Raw genomic sequence first — 16,250 nt, forward strand, 5'->3', positions numbered from 1 at the left:
TTAATCAAGCTGTTGGCGAAAATAAAGCCGATACAGTTCGCAACTGGGATATATTTTATTTTGACTCATTTTTATCAATCCCATACTATCCAACTTGTAGGCAACAATAGACTCCAAATCTACACTTTCAGAAGCCGTTACAACCCGTTTAATGGCGGTTTTTAACTCGGAATTTTCCTGAATTGCGTTCAGGTGTCGCCGCAAATGATGGCCGTAAATCCCCGTCGGTGTCGGCGCTTCTTCTAAAAGTTTTTCTAAGGTATAATTTTCTTGAGAAAGATGGGAAAGTGCCAAACTAATTAAATAAGGATGTCCGCCCACCAATTCCATCAACTGCAAAGCATTTTTAGTCGGATTTTTTCTACACCAATTCAACCCGTAACAACCCGCCAATTTGATCACTTGTTCTAGAGTAAACTCCGGTAACTTAACGGGAACTCCCACGTTAAAAGGAGATTGATTCAGGTTGAGGGGAATATAAATTTCGGTGGAGTGAACCACAATTTGTCTGAGATTTTGCCAAATTTCCAAATTGTTGGCTTCTTCGTACCAAAACCTCAATAACGGTAAAAAGTCCTGTGCAACGGTGGGAAACTCAAAAATTAAATCGACTTCATCCAATGCCAAAACCAACGGACGCCGAATTTGCTGAAGAATATACCCTTGAAAATAGGTTGTGCAGCTTACTTTACTCCCCAAATCTTCATCCCAATAATTGTTAACTTGCGGTTCCAAATTTAACTGGCGGCTGACATTGACACAAAACCACCGCAAAAATTTATCCGAATCTGCAAGAATAGCCCGATCCGCTTGACTTAAATTTAACCTTGCCGTACAATAACCTTGGGTGCTGGCGTGGGCTAAAATTCGGGTCATTAAAGATGTTTTTCCCATTTGTTTGGGCGCTCTTATTCTTAATAATGCTCCCGGAATTAAAATTTCTTCGTAACAGCGCTGTTCGAGGGGAGGACGTTCAATATAAAGCGGAGAATTAACGGGAATTAACCCGCCGGGATGCTTGGGATTTTCTTCGTGAACATTCGAGGGGGTCTTCCCCAAACTTTCCATTTTCAACCGAGAAGATTTTACCCGTTTTTTGGGTTCTAAATCTTCAAGTTCAGACAACCGTTGCATCACCACAGATTGTACATTTTTTTTCGTCACTTTTTCATCTAAAATCTCGGAAAGAAGCTGCCATAACTGATAGCCAACATCTCGAATATGTTGTATACTATAAGCGGACGACATGGCAATTTCTTCGTAGGTTTTTCCAGACAAAGACAAGCGTAATACAATCTCTTGAATGGAATTTAGACGTTTGGGTAATACAACAGTGTTCACGATTGTTAAGACTTCTTCATCGGTGAGTTGTCCGTTAAGATTTTGAGTCATGGTCAAATCCGATCCACAGAGAGTAAACTCGAGTTTAGCCTAACATTTCTAAAAGTGCTTTGACCCCATTGCTAGCCCCACATTTCTCCAAAAGAACGCGATCGCTGCTGTTGCCAGACACATCAACATCGGTGAACTTTCAGGCTTGAGTCTCTTTCAAACGAGTTCTTCTCAGATGAGCAGCTTGACTTAAAGACTTACCTGAGCGAGAAAAGCAAGTCTGCTGAAAAGTTAATCAACGACATTTATTGTTAGACCGATCCGCGTCCGACGATGAACATCAACCCAATTTCAGATCCAATACTGAACTCTCTCCCCCGAGTCATAACAACTATTATTTTTAATTAAAATTTTGTTCTTTTTTACTGGCGATTTATGTGGTATGATTTATAAATAGCGTTTCTCAGAGTTTGTCGAGCTTCGATCAAACCATGAGAATGATTTTGCCGTTTTCCAACCGTGAAAAATTCAACAATTCAGTCCAACCCGCTCCTGAGAATTATGGGGAGTGAGCGACAAAAGATCGAATCATCGGTATACTAGATTTGAAATCCAGTGTACCGATGACGGCTTGACCAACCTTGACTATCGAGAAGGCTTACATTTTACCCTTCTGCATTACTTCTTGAAGATGCTGACGAACTTCAGAAGCTTGGTTTAACTCTTGCTCTTGCAATTTCTTGAACAGTTCCACACAAGCATCAGAGTCAGTATTTTGGGCGTCTTGGATATAAGTGTTATAAATCTGAACAGCTTCACACTTGTTCTTTAACAACGCCAGCAAATCATACTCAAGGTCACGGACAGCCTTGGAGTTTTCAGTAGCAACCATAGAGTTGGCCTCCATTAGCTAAGTTTTAACTCATTTTGACTTAATCTCGTTAAGACTTCATCTATCGAAAAGGGTATAAATAATCTTGGCAACTGCATGATTTTGAACGGAGTGTATATCAAAGGGCGTGCGTTTTCAACTCCAATCTGGAGTATTCTCTTCGCCCCAATTTTTCGGCTATTTTCGGCAACTTGTAACCTGATTATTTCGGGAGTTAGCTGATAATTTAGCAGAACAAGTAGCGAAAACCCCATTACAACTCCTTTCCGATGGTTTTAGGAGTTAATCGGGTTTTAGATGAGTTCAAGCCAATAGTTTTCATCTTGAACAACCAGAGCGTTTTGAAATTTTAATTGAATGTCATTCTCCGATTCAGTTCGAGCATAAATTATTTTCTGTTCGGAATTAACCTTATAAATAGCCGGAACCATGACTTCAAACTTATTGGGAGTTTTTGACCTGATGATTTGCACTCCAAAGCGTTCGTAGCTTGAGCCGAGAGCGGCAGAAATTTCACGCATTAAACCAAACATTCGAGCCACTTTTAATTCATCATCAATTAAGATTTCTATCCGAAAAAGCTGTTTCTTTAGGGTTTCTATAAAGGCTTCCGAGGGTTGGGGAGAAATCAGAATGATTTGGTGATGCTTTGAAAGATTTTTTAAAAAAGACTTCTGAAGCGTCCAAAGTTCCAAACTGTCATAGGGATACCATTGACCCCGAGCAAAGATTAGTATGACTGAACCTTTGGCTAAATGGGTTTGAATTTTAATCCGTTTTCCCCGAATGTTTTTTAGGGTAAAGTTCGGAATGCGGTCTCCGACTTGGAAAGGATTGACTCGATAAAATTCTTGAAGTTTTGAAAAACTTTGATTGATGTTTTCCCGGCTGGCTTGCGGACGGGTAGACATGATTTTCATTGAACTAACTTGAACTCGTTTTGATTCTCAATATAACCCTTCTTATACAGTTAGACTATATGAAAATGTTTGAAAATGTATAGAATTTTCAAGAGCATAAATTTGTTTGAGCAACCCAAATCAAAACCATACAATCCTGAATTTTTCCTGAGAGAACACCCAGAATTTCCGGTGAAAAGTATATTGGAAACTCTTTGAAATGCCTCGGGGTTTAAACAATTATGACTCCGCTTGTTGGTTTGGAGTCTCGAAACTTGAGCGAGTCTTGAGCTAAAATTGAGTGGCAAGAACCCCAGGTAATCAATCAGAGGTCGGGCAAATGAATCAAGAAACAACTTTACACTTCTTCTGTGGAAAAATGGCAAGCGGTAAATCCACCTTAGCTCGAACTTTAGCTCAAGACAATCATGCCCTATTGATTTCTGAAGATGTTTGGTTATCCCAACTTTATCCAGAAGAAATTCATCAGTTTTCAGATTACCTCAAATACTCATCTCGATTGAAAGCCACCCTGTCACCACACATCCAAAATCTTCTCTTACAAGGGATCTCAATTGTTCTTGATTTTCCGGGAAATACTCCCAATCAACGAAATTGGTTTCGTTCAATATTTGAATCGGTGGGAGCCAATCATCGACTTCATTACATTATTACATCCGATGAACGGTGTAAGCAACAGCTAAAAATCAGAAACCAAGGTTTACCCGAAGGTTCTCCATTTACAACCGAAGCCGAATTTGAAGCAATTACCCAATATTTTCAACCTCCAACGCCCGAAGAAGGATTTCAGATCGACACATACCAAAGAGATTAAATAAAAACTTTAAAGTTGTATCGTCAAGAGGCAGTCCGAAAATTTTTGTAGATCAGTTAGGGTAAAATTAAACATTGAGGAGAATTCACGAAACTTTTTCAACTCGGTGAATGTGCAGTTGTTTTTTCTTTTCCTAATTCCTTAGTCAACAGGTAGCTGATGAATACATATACCCTCTTGAGTCAAACTGAACGCCAACGGGTCAGCGATGGAGTTGTAACATCTATTTTGAGCGGTTGCCAATCCTCACCCGGGCAATTAGTGTTAATATTGCCACAACTGGGAGATTTCGACAGCTTGGAATATGCTTGGTGGTTGACGGAGCGTGCCGAACAGCTATCGATGCAAGGGATAGCAATCCGAGCGGTTGGAATTGGCGATCGCAATTCCGGTCAGCGATTCTGTGATTATACTGGATTTCCGGCCAACTGTTTGTTTGTCGATCCCACCGCCCAACTGCATCAAACACTCAACCTCTATCCGGGTCTATCCCTGAAACTACCGGGTTTATCGCCCGGTGTCAATGCTTGGCTGAACCTGATGCTGATGTGTGCTGGAATTGGTAGTCCCGGTACTTTGGCGGAAGTGTTTCGCGGATATCGGGGTGATACCAAAGCGCCTCAGTTAATTGGCGACGAAGAAATTGTTCAAGCTCCCCCTCTACCCCCGCTCAAAGGTTCATTCTTCAGATGGGCGGGTGGTCGCGGTTTTCAGCGTCCATTTGAGTTGGCCACTTTACGACTGCGAAATATGGGAGAAGTCTTGACAAACTGGAAAACTTATGTTCCCAATTCTGCCTATCTCACCCAACGGGGAGCGACTTTCCTATTCAACGAACGGGGAGAATTACTTTATGAACATCGCGATCGGGCCATCCTTGGCTTCGCTGCTGATATGAGTAATCCCCTATCTTTTCTGACGGATTTTATGACCAATCAAACCGAGTTAAAAGCTTGAAACCTTGTTTTTATAAGGTGTTATACTGTATGGGGGCGGTGGGACTTGAACCCACACGACCGTTTAAGGTCAACGGATTTTCATCCTCTCGCAGCTTTCGCCACTGCTGGTGAACATCTGTCCGACCAGCTTTGAGAATTGGACTCTCCCTTTACCCTCGACTACACGTTAGGGTAGCTCCCGTCGAGTCTCTGCACCTTCCCCGTCATTCAACCGGGCTTGGCTCAGGATTGCCCTGTCTGTCTCCAGATTTAGGTTTCCCTGAATTTGAGAGCCGTCACTTGAGAGATTTCTCGCCTCAAGGCTCAGTTTTCTAAGTCCGTAGCGTCTACCATTCCGCCACGCCCCCGAGTTTTCACAGGTTCAATCTGTCTTTTTTGTGACAGTATCCTATACTATAGCAGCCAAGTTATAATTTTTGCAAGTTTTTTTTTCGCCATCACAGCGATCATCTCAAAAGCCACCGACATGACGATTCAAGATCGCGATCGGGTGTAATAATGGTTCAATGTGCATTGCTGTGCGATCGCATCTATTCTATTATTGTTGGATCTAATTGCAACTGTTATGTCTATTACATCCCCAATCACCATTACACTAATTTTGTATGCTGCTCTGGCCGGCGCCTATCTATTAGTCGTTCCCGCTGCGGTGTACGCCTATCTCAACAGCCGTTGGTATGTCGCCAGTTCCTTTGAACGGGGTTTCATGTACTTCTTGATGTTCTTCTTTTTACCCGGTATGATCGTCCTGGCTCCCTTCCTCAACTTTCGTCCCAAACCCCGACAAATTGAGAACTAATGCGACGAATTGATGCGATTGGAATCGGAATCGGAGTCTTTGCTGCCGGAGGCGTCGCTTACCTGATCTTACAGGCGATCGGCTTGGAAAGTGCAGATGCCGGAATCTGGAGTCAAGTCTTATTAGTCGCCGCTTTGGTGGGTTGGTTATTGAGTTATCTGTTTCGGGCGCTGACTCAAAACATGACCCTCAACCAACAAGTCAAAGACTACGAAGACGCCGTTTTACAGAAACGTCTCGAAGAAATGACCCCCGAGGAGTTGGCCCAACTGCAAGCCGAAGTTGAACAAGAAAAGCAAACTCGCCAAAAAACCGCCGACAACTAAAACTCCCGATCTCCGATTTTTCCCCACCCCTACCCCAAACTATGATCTCTGTTTCTCAACAATTTGAGTCTTTGCAATCGCCATCCGACTCAACCGGCCGCCACTGTGCTTTAATTCCCTTTATCACCGCAGGCGATCCCGATCTGGAAACTACCGCCCAAGCCTTGCAAATTTTGGATCAAAACGGGGCGGATTTCATTGAGTTGGGCGTTCCCTACTCCGACCCCTTAGCCGATGGTCCGGTGATTCAGGCCGCCGCCACTCGCGCCTTACAACGGGGAACCCGTTTAGAAGCGGTGTTGGAAATGCTGCACAGTGTCAGCCCCAATTTAAAAGCGCCAGTTATTTTATTTACCTATTACAACCCCATCCTCTATCGGGGAATTGAACCGTTTTTGGAGCGAATTTACCAAGCCGGGGCGCGAGGGTTAGTGGTTCCGGATTTACCTTTGGAAGAAGCGCCCGGTTTGTTGAAACCCGCCGGCGAAATGGGGATAGAAGTCACGCTGTTGGTGGCGCCGACTTCCCCGAAAGAACGCATTGAAATGATCGCCCGTCAGTCTCAAGGGTTTATTTATTTGGTGAGTGTTACCGGAGTTACCGGAATGCGTTCTCAGGTACAAACCCGAGTTCAAGATTTACTCCAACTGATGCGAAGCGTTACCGATAAACCCATTGGCGTTGGCTTTGGGATTTCTCAACCGGAACAAGCCCGTCAAGTTCGCGACTGGGACGCCGATGCGGTAATTGTCGGGAGTGCGATGGTCAAACGTTTAGCCCAAGGAACGCCTTCGGAGGGGTTGGAGGCGATCGCCGAGTTTTGTTCGAGTTTAAAAGCCGCAATCACTTCGCCATAAAATTCTCAAAAAGATTGATCGTTAACTTGCGAAAACCGCATCCATCCAACTGTATATATAATAGAAGAATCACCCCAAGAAAAATTGGGGTGTGCTGATTAGATGACCCTGATATTCTATTCTTGTATAGATGCTCCCCGATCAATTAACCCTCTAATCAACTAGCTGATGAATAGACTAGATTGCAAATAGCTGAAGTCTGGTCCATTCAAAAAAAGAAGAACGCTGGAAGTTTAGTGCTCCCATAAACACATCACTTCCAGCTCCTTGAAACCCTCGTAATGTGCCTTTCTGTATTTAATTATTGCAAGCTATTTTTGAGATTACAAGAGGTCTTTTGCAATCACCCACTTTTGCGGCTCGATCTCGCTTGAAATTTCTCAAACCCTCTCTACATCAAGTTTCTAACCCTGCAACTTTCGGCCCGTCGCTTTGTCTTTTTTTCTCGGTCTGTCCCGGCAACGGTAAAGTTGACAAATGCTCTAAAATATGATATTTACAACTCCCAACAGCACAAGTATAACATCAGTTTAAAAGAAGTTGAGGGGTAATACCCACCTTTAATATATCGAGTTCCCGAACTCCAGTAAACCAATTCGTCCGATGGGTCCGTCTCAACCCAACCCTCAACCGGTGAATTGACTTTCGTTTTCCTGTGGGGTTTAATAGTTTTACACCCGAGCGATCGACTTTTCGCAACATTTTAATCGCGCCTCGATCGCGGCAAAATAGAGAAAAGCAAAATCCAACAGAAACCGGGAGTAAATAGCCGCTCAAAATTCGATCCAAATCCCTTGAGATCAAAAGAGAGTCCGAACCGGATCTGATGCGATCGCCAACTTTATCTCAAGTAGAAATAAAGCTATATTTAATTGTAGATTATCCTCCCCTTTCTTCGAGAAGCACTCAAAGTAAGAATATAGAAAAATTTATGAAAATCTTAATGCTTTCGGCAACCTTTCCCTATCCCCCCACCCGAGGCGGAACCCCGATCCGCACCTTTAACTTACTCAAATATTTAAGCCAACGACATCCCGTCACCCTCGTCACCCAACGCAGCGAAGACGTCACCGATGAAGAAATCGAACAACTGGGTGAATACGTCGATAAATTAGTCATATTTCCTCGACCCGAAAGCGAACAAACAAAAACCGGAACCGGGGCCAAAATCCAACGCTTTGGCGAATTTCTACTCGAAGGAACCCCCCCAAGCGTGCGATCAATCTACTCAGAAGCAATGCAAAACTGGATCGATGAATGGGTAAATGCGGGTAAATGCGAAGCGATCACCTGCGAACATAGCGTCAATGAAATCTTTGTGCGTCCCGAATGGAAACACCAACTCAAAACCGTTGTAGACGTTCACAGTTCAGTGTACGGCACAATTCGCCAACAACTGCAAACCCACACCGCAGAAAAACCCCTGCGCGATCGCCTCAACCTACCCCTACTGTACCGCTACGAAAAACGCTACTGCTCAAAATTTAGCGCCATTGTAGTCACCACCCCCGAAGATCGCCAACAACTGATCGCCTTCAACCCCAAAGCCCGATTTGAAACCGTTCCCAACGGAGTAGACTTAGATCAATTTCCCCCTCGCCGCCAAGATCCGGGAGGACACCGATTAATTTTTGTCGGCACAATGGACTACATTGCCAATATCGATGCGGCCCGTTATTTTAGTTTAGAAGTCTTTCCGAAACTCAAACAGCGTTATCCCGACGCGACCCTCGCCCTGGCCGGCGCAAGACCGGTACCGTCCGTCTTAGAATTAACGAAAATACCCGGAATTGAAGTCACTGGACGAGTCCCATCAATGGCAGAATATTTACATCAAGCCACTGTTTGTATAGTACCCATGCGAATCGGTTTCGGAATCAAAAATAAAACCTTGGAAGCAATGGCCGCCGGTGTCCCGGTGGTCGGCAGCAATAGCGGTTTAGAAGGACTCGCCGTTGATGGACCGAATGTACCGTTAAGGGCTTTGCGGGCTAATACGGTCGAGGAATATATCGACGCCATTAGCCGACTGTTTGAGGATGCTCAACTCAGACAAAAACTTTCCGATCAGGGACGAACGTTAATCGAAACCGAATACACTTGGGAACGAGCGGGTCAACGTTATGAACAAGTGCTACTGGCATAACCGGCTTGCATCAATTCTAGTGCAGCACAGTAGGGTAATCAGAGGTTAAAAACCATCACCAAAAATTACAAGCATTTGAAACCCTGGACAATAGGCGGAGAGTTGACGATGAACAACAAGTTTCACCGAAGAAACCGAACACCCAAAACCCCCCCTCAAATGGTGAGAATTCTTTACCGACTCGGATGGTTACAGCCGAAAGCCAGCAGTCACGAAACGCCGGCTGTATCCCCTCGAAAACAAGCTCTAAAGCCCCGACGTCGGCTAAGACGGAGGGCATCGAAAAACACCATTTTGGGGGCGGTCTGGAAAAAATGGATGGCCGATGGCGTCGCTTTTGCCCTGTTATTGGGGGGATCGGGTTTACTGGCCGGCGGCGCCTGGTTTAGCTACAAATTGATTTTAGATCCCGATATCGGGATTTGGCTCAATCAATTTTTACCCGCCTGGACTCAAATTCCCCTACAGCGCCACGAGGCGATCAAAACCCTCGATGAAGTGCGCGTCAGTCTCGAAGAACAGGGACTCACCATCGGAGAGGGTTTATCTTTACCGCGATCGGATTCTCCGAAAGCTTCTCACAGCTTGTTTGAGAATAATCCCTATTTAAAAGTTCTCAAACCTTTTCTTTTACCCCCGGAAAAATTGGTTCAAAACTCACCGGATTTATTAGTTCCGGTGGTAAGAAAGCGCGAACCTTCTCAGGCTTATCCTTGTCCTTCGGTTTGTCAAGAAATTATCGAACTGCGGGTTTACAAAGCGGTTCAAATGCCCTACCAACGTCCCGGAAGCGAACAATATTATCGCCTGGTTCACCAACTCGACGCCAACGGGCCTGCTGAATCGTTTATCTTGACTTCTCTGATTAGCAACCGCACCAACCAACAAGGCTCGAATAAACCCGTTCCTTTAACCCGGATTCGTCAATTTACCGGGAAAGTTCCGACTTTTGGGGTGTGGTTTAGTCTCAACGGTGAACGGATTCTCGGCACCAAAAAAGTTCCCTATGGTAAAGTCATTCATTACAACCCTACTCATTATTATTTGAGTACAATGTTGGAGTGGAAAAGTTCGGCCGGACAACAACCGATTTGGGAACAAGTTACCGGAAATCTTGAACCGGAATTATTAGTTGAGGAAACCATCGGACTCGAACCCCAGTTTCAAATTTATCAGGTTAAACCCCGTCAATTTGTTCCGAATCCGATTCAGCTTGCCGATATTTCTTTAGAAGAACAAGCCATTGATAACTATGCTTATCGCAAGGCGTTAAGACTGGCCCGCAGCGGTTTGTGGTCCGCCGCTTTAGAGTTGATGGAACCGATTAAAGTTGAGATGAATAAAGACGGTTCTAATAGCAGTAAATGGCCGGCTTTGGCGCAAGCTCAGTTAGATTTGATTCAGTTTCATGCTAAAATTACAGAAGCACAGGCAACCGCTTCTTGGGCGAGTCCGACTCAAAAAGTCTTGGCGGGTTTAATTGATGGTCGCTGGACGGAAGCGTTGGATGTGCTACAAACAGAACAGGTGAATTCTGAGGATATTAATACTCTCTTACAAGCCGATGACGGACGTTTGAAAACTCGCATTAAAGCGGCTTTGGCTGAAAGTCCAGAAGAACCGGATTTACAGGCTTGGGGTGCTTTAGTGGTCGCGGCGCAAGAAGGACGAAATCAGGCTTTAACTTGGTTGGATGAACAGTCTTTCGCCAGCAGTGAAAATAAAATTAGAATTCAACAATTGTTGGATTAAGCAAAGGGAAAATGGGGGACAGGTTTCGGGTTTTTGGGGTTTGGTGAATTCGCCCTTTACTGTTCCCTAAAATTTTTCCCGAGTCCGATTTTTTTTGAAACTTGTTGCTCTCAATTTGTTAATCTCAATGGGTGAAAAAGGGGAAGCAGAAACTCTGAAGTTAACTCGCCAGCGAATCGCGTTTTATTTGGATGATTTAGAAACGCCTATCGGTCGATTTGTTAGCTTCAGCATCACGGGTTTAATTTTACTTTCTTCGGTGATTTTTGTGGTTCAAACTTATCACATTCCCCCGGAAGTTCGGTATATTTTAGAGAAAATAGACCGGGGAATCGTGATTATTTTTGCCTGCGAATATTTAATTCGATTTTGGGTAGCCGAAGACAAAATAAAATTCTTTTTGAACCCGTTTTCGCTGATCGATTCCATAGCCATTTTACCTTATTTCTTTGGATTTTTTAACGTTAGTTTTATTAGAATTCTGCGCTGGTTTAGAATTTTACGGCTGATTCGATTTATTGAAGTCAAACTTTATATATTCCGCCTGCAAACCGAAGACGGGATTATTTTTGCTCGAATTATCTTTACTCTGTTAACGATTATTTTTGTATTTTCCGGGCTAATTTATCAGGTCGAAAGTCCGGTGAACCCCCAAATTTTTGGAACATTTCTCGATGCGGTTTACTTTTCAGTTGTGACCATGACAACCGTTGGATATGGGGATGTTGTTCCTTTCTCCGAACCCGGTCGATTTTTAACCATTTTGATGATTTTAACCGGAATTGCTTTAATTCCTTGGCAAATCGGAGATTTAATTAAACAATTGGTAAAAACCGCCAATAAAATAGAAACCACCTGTTCCGGTTGCGGTTGGATGAGCCACGACCAGGATGCCCTTTATTGTAAACGATGTGGGACCTTACTCAACGCCAATCGTTCTTCTAAATCCTAAACTCCCACAAGCACCCGGTTTTCATCCGAAAGAATGATCTTTATAAAAAAATTTAGTCTTGAAACAGACAAAAAGACAATTTCCTGACATGATAAAAAGTAAGTTATCTGAATTATAGAGCAAAGAATGAACGCTGATGTTATATACACAGAAACCTCTCACTCCAGACAACTACTGCGATCGCTGCGATCGCTTTCGGTGTATAGTAGCCTCATTATTTTAGTAACCGGATGTATTGTACTCGTCGGTTGGGCGATCGACATCGACATCCTCAAAACCATTTTACCCGAACATCTGACCATGAAGGCAAATACAGCCATCGGTTTTATTGTCAGCAGTATAGTCTTGTGGTCTTGGCTTCATCAATACAATTTCAATAATTCCAAATTTCAACGAATCTTCCCATTTTTAATTAAAATTGCTTCATTTTCAGTGATTTTATTGGGTTTACTCACCCTAATCGAACATTACTTTCAAACCGATTTAAACATAGATCAAATTTTATTTTCATACTCCCCCGATCCCCTCGATCCCGAAGCCCCCGGACGCATGGCCCCCAATACTGCGATCAGCTTTATTTTATCGGGATCGGCTTTAATTTTACTGGCTTATCAGCTTTGGCGTTTAGCCCAACTGTTCAGTTTGTTCAGCTTCTCCGTCGGTTTGGTTTCCCTAACCGGTCATCTTTACGCGGTGGTACCATTGTACAGTGCAGGTTCGGTCAGCGGAATGGCATTTCACACCGCAATTTTATTTATGATCCTCTCACTGGGAATTTTATTCGCCTGTGCAGACCAAGGCTGGATGCAGGAACTCACCACCAACGCCGCAGGTGGGATTATGGCCCGGCGTCTGATTCCAATATTAGGTTTATTGCCGCTATTTTTAGGCTTATTTGTCTTAGTTCTCTACGAAGAATTACAACTCACAGCAGAGTCCGCTTTTGCGCTTCGGAGCGTATTGGGTATGATCATCTATGTTGCTATTGTTTGGCGGAATGCCAAAACCCTCAACCGCATCGATTATCACCGCCAAGAAATTCAGCAACACCTGATTAATAGCGAACGTCGCTTCCGAGCAATTTTAGATCAAACCTATCAATTTATTGGATTATTACAACCCAACGGTATTTTAATTGAAATTAATCAAACCGCCCTAGAATTTCGGGGTTTAAACTTGAGTGAGGTTCGGGGTAAACCCATCTGGGAAATCTACTGGCCGAACTCATCAATACAAACCCAAAACCAGTTCAAACAAGCCATCGCCACCGCAGCTTCGGGGGAATTTGTTCGCAATGAAGTTGAAATGCGGGATAGGGAAAATCAAATTGCCATCATTGACTTTTCCTTAAAACCGATTCAAGATGAACAAAGAAATGTCACCCTTCTGATTTTTGAAGGGCGAGAGATCACCGACTACAAAAAAGCACAACAAGCCTTAGAACGCAGTCAAGCGCGTTATCGTGCCATTGTTGAAGATCAAACCGAATTAATTTGTCGTTATCACGCCGATACAACAATCTCCTTTGTCAATGATGCCTATTGTCGTTACTTCTGCATCGAACGAGAGGCTTTAATTGGCAATAGCTATAACCCGATTATTTATGAAGCCGATTATCAGCGAGTTTTGCAAGAGATCAATACGATCAGTTTAGAAAATCCGACTGTTACCATTGAAAATCGAGTGGTTGTTAACGGGGAAATTCGCTGGACTCAGTGGAATAATCGCGCTATTTTTAATTCCCAAGGAGAACTCATCGAATATCAATCCGTCGGTCGAGATATTAGTGAACTGAAACAAAAAGAAGAAGAACTCCGACAACTCAACCAACAACTCACCGAAGTGAATAAAATCTTGCAACGCCGAGAAGAACAATTTAGAGCATTGGCTGAAAATATACCCGATAGCATTACCCGCCACGATCGCCAATATCGCTATCTTTACACCAATCCCGCCTGTAGGCAACAATCCGGCTTTCCCCCAGAAGTTTATCTGGGAAAAATCCCATCCCAATTGGGTTATCCCGAAGAAATGACTCAGATGTGGGAAGCTTCTTTAGAAACGGTTTTTCTCACGGGTGAGATGAGAATTGATGAATTTGAAGTCGTCAATCAAAACGAAGTTAAAAGTTATCAAACCCAAATTGTACCGGAATTTGCACCCGATGGTTCCGTGCTATCGGTTTTAACAATTTCCCGCGATATTACCCAACTGCGACAACTCAATGAATATCTCGAAGATGAGGTGGAAAAACGCACCGCTCAATTGGCTGCAACCAATACCCAATTGCGCGAAGAAATTCGTCGCCGCCAAGCGGTTCAACGGGAACTGATTCAGCAAAAACGGCTTTTAGAAAGCTTCTTTGAAAGTTCTCCGGTGGGGATGATTATCTATGACAAGCAATTGCGCTTTATGCAACTCAATACCTCAATTGCAGAAATGAATGGCGTTTCAATTGAAGCTTCTTTGGGTCGTACTGTTGAGGAAATTTTACCCGATATTGCACCCCAAATTAATCCCAGATTTCAGCAAGTTTTACAAACCGGTAAACCGGTTCTGAATGTGGAAATTTCGGGAGAAACCCCCCAGCATCCCGGTGTAACCCGCTATTGGCAAGCCTCCTATTTTCCGATCCTCAGACAAGATCATCAAGTGATGGGAATTGGAGCGGTAATTGTGGAAATTAGCGATCGCAAACGAACCGAAATCGCATTACAACAGAGTGAAGAACGGTTCCGAAAAGCGATCATTGAAGCCCCTTTCCCGATTCTCATTCATGCGGAAGATGGCAAAATTATGCAAATTAGTAATACTTTAAGTGAAATTACAGGTTACACATTTGAGGAAATCCCCACAGTTGAAGATTGGACCGAGCGAGCCTATGGTGAGCGTCAAAATATTGTTTTAGAAGTCATCAATCAGCTTTATCGGCTCGATCATCGAGTGGATGAAGGAGAATGGGAGGTTAGAACTAAAAACGGAACCCATCGGATCTGGAATTTTAGCTCTGCTCCTTTGGGCAAATTTTCAGATCGTAGACGATTGGTTATATCAATGGCGGCCGATATCACAGAACGAAAACAGGCAGAAATTGCCCTGGCGACTCGCCTCAGACAACAGGCGATCATCACTCAATTGGGTCAGATGGCGTTGTCGGGATGCTCTTTAACAGAACTTTTCGATCAAACAACGGAATTGGTCGCCGAGAGTTTAAGCGCTCAATATTGTAAAGTCTTAGAGTTGTTGCCAGATGGTGAGCGTTTACTATTGCGCTCGGGAGTGGGTTGGCGTGAAGGTCTAGTGGGGAAAGCAACCTTGGGAAGCGATAATAATTCTCAGGCGAGTTATACCCTGGCAGTCGATGAACCGGTGATCGTTGAAAATTTAACCACAGAATCCCGTTTTAACGGCCCGTCTCTGTTGCAGGAACATCACGTTATTAGCGGCGTGAGTACCATTATTGAGGGGAGAAATCATCGACCTTTTGGGGTGTTGGGAGTTCATTCTACAGAGCAACGACATTTTACCCCCGATGATGTTAACTTTGTACAAGCGATCGCCAATCTTTTAGCCGAAGCGATCGCCCGCAAGCAAACCGAGCAGGAAATTAACGAACTCAATAGCAGTCTCGAACGGCGAGTTAAAGAACGTACTCAACAGTTAGAGGATGCTAACCAAGAAATGAATGCTTTTTCTTACTCTGTTGCCCACGATTTACGCGCTCCGTTGCGAGCTATTCAAGGATTTGCTCAAGTGTTAATTGAAGACTACAGCAATCAACTCGATGAACTCGCAAAAGAATATATTAACCGCATGGGCGCCTCTGCCGAACGTCTCGATCAATTGATTCAGGATTTACTCGATTATAGTCGTTTGGGACGGACGGAAATTCAGTTAAGACGGATTAATTTAGCCTCTGTTATTCAAGGGATTATTGATGAACTTCAGCCCGAGTTGGAAGCAACACAGGCCCAGATTTTGATAGACTCATCTCTACCAATGGTGAGGGCGCAACGCAGCGTTTTAAAGCAGGTGATGACCAACTTGATCTCAAATGCGATTAAATTTGTTCAACCGGGTGTTTCCCCGATAGTATCGATTCGGGCGGAAAAGGTAGGGGATAATCACTTAGATACACAGACTGAATCGATCAGAATTTGGATCGAAGATAATGGGATTGGTATCTCAGCCCAACACCAAGAGCGTATTTTCCGGGCGTTTGAGCGGTTGCACGGCGTCGAAGCTTATCCGGGTACGGGAATCGGATTGGCGATTGTTAAACGGGGCGTTGAACGCATGGGCGGACGGGTCGGTGTGGAGTCCGATTGGGGTCACGGAAGTCGATTCTGGATAGAATTGATTCCTGCCGAGTCTAAATTGGACTAAATGGGAGAGATTTTACTCAGATCGATAGATTCCATGCCTTAATCGTTTGTGCTAAACTTGGGGACTAATTGCACGCTTAAAAAACCGCATAAATCTAGTCGCTGTCGCGTTTTTA

The 16,250-nt window shown here is 43.8% G+C and carries 12 protein-coding genes; 9 read left to right on the plus strand and 3 right to left on the minus strand.

Annotated elements, in window-relative coordinates; all coding sequences use genetic code 11:
- The 3 genes from ACL6C3_RS18465 to ACL6C3_RS18475 form a co-directional block, all read right to left on the minus strand.
- Nucleotides 1-1,392, minus strand: a complete 1,392-nt coding sequence (locus ACL6C3_RS18465) for an AAA-like domain-containing protein (protein ID WP_413160500.1) — start codon at nucleotides 1,390-1,392, stop codon at nucleotides 1-3.
- A 598-nt stretch (nucleotides 1,393-1,990) separates the two neighbouring features.
- Complete coding sequence (locus tag ACL6C3_RS18470) at nucleotides 1,991-2,224, minus strand: hypothetical protein (RefSeq protein WP_413160501.1); 234 nt, start codon at nucleotides 2,222-2,224, stop codon at nucleotides 1,991-1,993.
- Between the two features lie 293 nt (nucleotides 2,225-2,517).
- Nucleotides 2,518-3,144: a redoxin domain-containing protein gene (locus ACL6C3_RS18475; protein WP_413160502.1), complete on the minus strand. Its 627-nt coding sequence runs from the start codon at nucleotides 3,142-3,144 to the stop codon at nucleotides 2,518-2,520.
- Between the two features lie 319 nt (nucleotides 3,145-3,463).
- On the opposite strand from ACL6C3_RS18475, the gene ACL6C3_RS18480 reads away from it, so the two are divergent.
- From ACL6C3_RS18480 to ACL6C3_RS18520, 9 genes are all read left to right on the plus strand, one after another.
- The gene (locus tag ACL6C3_RS18480) at nucleotides 3,464-3,958 is read left to right on the plus strand and encodes an AAA family ATPase (RefSeq protein ID WP_413160503.1); all 495 of its coding nucleotides are present in this window, start codon (nucleotides 3,464-3,466) and stop codon (nucleotides 3,956-3,958) included.
- A 159-nt stretch (nucleotides 3,959-4,117) separates the two neighbouring features.
- Entirely contained in the window at nucleotides 4,118-4,915 is a 798-nt protein-coding gene (locus tag ACL6C3_RS18485; protein WP_413160504.1) for a peroxiredoxin-like family protein, read from the plus strand.
- Between the two features lie 567 nt (nucleotides 4,916-5,482).
- Nucleotides 5,483-5,716 (plus strand): NAD(P)H-quinone oxidoreductase subunit L, encoded by a 234-nt coding sequence (gene ndhL, locus ACL6C3_RS18490; RefSeq protein WP_413160505.1) that lies wholly within the window; start codon nucleotides 5,483-5,485, stop codon nucleotides 5,714-5,716.
- On the plus strand, nucleotides 5,716-6,042 hold the full coding sequence (locus tag ACL6C3_RS18495) for a DUF3007 family protein (protein ID WP_413160506.1): 327 nt from the start codon (nucleotides 5,716-5,718) through the stop codon (nucleotides 6,040-6,042). Before ndhL ends, ACL6C3_RS18495 begins: the two co-directional genes overlap by 1 nt.
- Before the next feature lie 41 nt (nucleotides 6,043-6,083).
- On the plus strand, nucleotides 6,084-6,899 hold the full coding sequence (trpA, locus tag ACL6C3_RS18500) for a tryptophan synthase subunit alpha (protein ID WP_413160507.1): 816 nt from the start codon (nucleotides 6,084-6,086) through the stop codon (nucleotides 6,897-6,899).
- A 931-nt stretch (nucleotides 6,900-7,830) separates the two neighbouring features.
- Nucleotides 7,831-9,045, plus strand: coding sequence for a glycosyltransferase family 4 protein (locus ACL6C3_RS18505; protein ID WP_413168362.1), 1,215 nt, complete (start codon nucleotides 7,831-7,833; stop codon nucleotides 9,043-9,045).
- A gap of 108 nt (nucleotides 9,046-9,153) precedes the next feature.
- Entirely contained in the window at nucleotides 9,154-10,797 is a 1,644-nt protein-coding gene (locus ACL6C3_RS18510; RefSeq protein WP_413160508.1) for a hypothetical protein, read from the plus strand.
- Between the two features lie 127 nt (nucleotides 10,798-10,924).
- Nucleotides 10,925-11,749 (plus strand): ion transporter, encoded by an 825-nt coding sequence (locus ACL6C3_RS18515; RefSeq protein ID WP_413160509.1) that lies wholly within the window; start codon nucleotides 10,925-10,927, stop codon nucleotides 11,747-11,749.
- 126 nt (nucleotides 11,750-11,875) lie between these two features.
- Nucleotides 11,876-16,135 (plus strand): PAS domain S-box protein, encoded by a 4,260-nt coding sequence (locus tag ACL6C3_RS18520; protein ID WP_413160510.1) that lies wholly within the window; start codon nucleotides 11,876-11,878, stop codon nucleotides 16,133-16,135.
- The last annotated feature ends 115 nt before the right edge of the window (nucleotides 16,136-16,250 follow it).

Origin of the sequence: Capilliphycus salinus ALCB114379, assembly GCF_047276495.1 — a bacterium.
Classification (GTDB): Bacteria; Cyanobacteriota; Cyanobacteriia; order Cyanobacteriales; family Microcoleaceae; genus Capilliphycus; species Capilliphycus salinus.

Coding starts and splice junctions, on each gene's coding strand:
- ACL6C3_RS18465 (WP_413160500.1), bottom strand. CDS start 1,392: ATGACTCAAAATCTTAACGGACAACTCACCGATGAAGAAGTCTTAACA.
- ACL6C3_RS18470 (WP_413160501.1), bottom strand. CDS start 2,224: ATGGTTGCTACTGAAAACTCCAAGGCTGTCCGTGACCTTGAGTATGAT.
- ACL6C3_RS18475 (WP_413160502.1), bottom strand. CDS start 3,144: ATGAAAATCATGTCTACCCGTCCGCAAGCCAGCCGGGAAAACATCAAT.
- ACL6C3_RS18480 (WP_413160503.1), top strand. CDS start 3,464: ATGAATCAAGAAACAACTTTACACTTCTTCTGTGGAAAAATGGCAAGC.
- ACL6C3_RS18485 (WP_413160504.1), top strand. CDS start 4,118: ATGAATACATATACCCTCTTGAGTCAAACTGAACGCCAACGGGTCAGC.
- ndhL (WP_413160505.1), top strand. CDS start 5,483: ATGTCTATTACATCCCCAATCACCATTACACTAATTTTGTATGCTGCT.
- ACL6C3_RS18495 (WP_413160506.1), top strand. CDS start 5,716: ATGCGACGAATTGATGCGATTGGAATCGGAATCGGAGTCTTTGCTGCC.
- trpA (WP_413160507.1), top strand. CDS start 6,084: ATGATCTCTGTTTCTCAACAATTTGAGTCTTTGCAATCGCCATCCGAC.
- ACL6C3_RS18505 (WP_413168362.1), top strand. CDS start 7,831: ATGAAAATCTTAATGCTTTCGGCAACCTTTCCCTATCCCCCCACCCGA.
- ACL6C3_RS18510 (WP_413160508.1), top strand. CDS start 9,154: ATGAACAACAAGTTTCACCGAAGAAACCGAACACCCAAAACCCCCCCT.
- ACL6C3_RS18515 (WP_413160509.1), top strand. CDS start 10,925: ATGGGTGAAAAAGGGGAAGCAGAAACTCTGAAGTTAACTCGCCAGCGA.
- ACL6C3_RS18520 (WP_413160510.1), top strand. CDS start 11,876: ATGAACGCTGATGTTATATACACAGAAACCTCTCACTCCAGACAACTA.